This window comes from Chitinophaga sp., assembly GCF_036566945.1.
Lineage (GTDB): Bacteria > Bacteroidota > Bacteroidia > Chitinophagales > Chitinophagaceae > Chitinophaga.
In genome coordinates, this window is sequence record NZ_DATCVJ010000882.1 from 1 (window position 1) to 1,917 (window position 1,917).

Below are 1,917 nucleotides of genomic sequence, written 5' to 3' on the forward strand. Positions count from 1 at the left end.
GCAAAGAGGAAACCAAAACCATTAACCTGGACCTCAAAGCTGATGTTCCCGGCACCTACAAAGCCAAAGCCAGCAACTGTTACCTGTATTATACCCCTGAGCATAAACATTGGAATGAAGGCACTGAGATAGAGATCCTGCCATAGTTTCATTATTCCTACACCTGTTTCTCCTTCCGCAGCGTTATCCCGAAAGGGAGCGCTGCGGATTTGTTTAGGCGCTGCGCCTGAACAAATGACCTTTGGGTATTCAAGCGTAACGCGGGCCTGATCGATAGCTACCCGCCCCCATCTTTCCTTGTCCCATTTTCATTTGGTCAATTTTCCCACTTCTCCTACATTAGCATTTAGATAGTTGTCTAAATATATATATTCATGAACAACGTATTCAAGGCGCTCAATGACAAAACCCGCCGCGACATCCTGGAACTGCTCAAAAAAGAAGACCTGACCGCCGGTCAGATCGCCGATCATTTCAGCTTTTCAAAACCGACCATCTCACATCATCTCGATTTACTCAAACAGGCAGAATTACTGACCAGCGTGAAAAAAGGACAGTTCGTGTGTTACTCTCTCAACACTACCGTGATGGATGAACTGCTGAAATGGATGCTGCAGTTTACCGCCGATACCCTTACCCAAAAAACAGCTGTCCCATATGCAGGAAAATAAATGGTGGAAAGAAATACCATTGATAGTGGTGATAATATGCCCTTTCCTGGTATATCTCTATCTCAAACCACTATTGCCGGACCTGATCCCTTCCCATTACTCGATCCATGGCAACGGAAAGTTGGTGGTAGATGGGCGTATGTCACCACTGCGTTTCATCGTAGCCCAGTTTGCCAGCACCCTGGTGGTCTACGGTTCCATGGCGCTTACTTTCCTGTTGACGAAAAGGCAGCAGCGTTATCAGGGCCAATCGGCTTTGTTGATACCCATATTATATACCGTGAAAGCAGGGCTGGTCATTTTATTAAGCGCTATTCCCATCTATGAAATGCTGGTAGCTGCCGGTAAATTAACGGCCGGAAATGCCACCCTGTGGGCCTACGCAGGCGGCATCGGTGCAGTAGTGTTGATGAATGTATTCATTTATCGCATATATTCGGTGATGTATCTGTATAGCGACGAAAAACCACTGGCGCATAAATCTTATGTGATCATTTGGGTGAGTACCCATGTAGTGGTGTCTATTGGCCCGCTATGCGCTTTACTGGCAGGACATATTACCTCTGAAAAAATAATCTCGCAGTTTATCCTGGCCTTCCTCGCCATTTGCGGTAACCTGTTATATAATGTGCGCCCCAATCTTTACCTGGGAATCCGCACCCCCTGGACCCTGAAAAATGAAACGGTATGGCGTAAAACCCACCGGATGGGTGGTATCCTGTTGTTTGTTTTCGGCCTGGCCGGTCTTATCGCAACATTCCTCGTCAATGCGCAACAGGTACATTATATACTTTTGTCAGTGATCGCGATTATATCGCTGATACCCACCGCTTACTCTTATATCCTCTATAAAAAAATAATTCATCAACCCTGATTATATGAAACGATTCTTTTTTTTCATCCTTTGCTGCTGCGTTATCCCTTCCGCGGCTGCACAACAGACCAACGTGGTAGTAAAGAGTTTCTTCGAACAGATGGGTAAAAACAACTGGAACAATGCCATGCAATACATGGCGCCGGTTATGAAAGAAAAAGTGAATGCAGACGTGCTGAGAGCAATATGGCAACAGGTCGAACAAGCTAATGGAACGTGGGAAACACTCATCTCCCAGAAAACAGTACGCGAGGGTAGCCACTATATTGTTACCGCGGAAAATAATTTTGAACGGAGTACACTCATCTTCCGCGTGGCACTGGATAGCGCCGACCGGATGGTAGGTTTTTTTATCACCGGCTCCAAACCCAG

General features: G+C 46.2%; 3 protein-coding genes. All 3 read left to right on the plus strand.

The window, feature by feature from the left end:
• Nucleotides 1-374 precede the first annotated feature (374 nt).
• The gene (locus tag VIP81_RS26630; protein WP_331968467.1) at nt 375-671 is read left to right on the plus strand and encodes an autorepressor SdpR family transcription factor; all 297 of its coding nucleotides are present in this window, start codon (nt 375-377) and stop codon (nt 669-671) included.
• Nucleotides 658-1,545, plus strand: a complete 888-nt coding sequence (locus VIP81_RS26635; protein ID WP_331968470.1) for an SdpI family protein — start codon at nt 658-660, stop codon at nt 1,543-1,545. Before VIP81_RS26630 ends, VIP81_RS26635 begins: the two co-directional genes overlap by 14 nt.
• Nucleotides 1,546-1,549: 4 nt before the next feature.
• Nucleotides 1,550-1,917: DUF3887 domain-containing protein (locus VIP81_RS26640; RefSeq protein ID WP_331968473.1), on the plus strand; the 368-nt coding region annotated here is incomplete at its 3' end.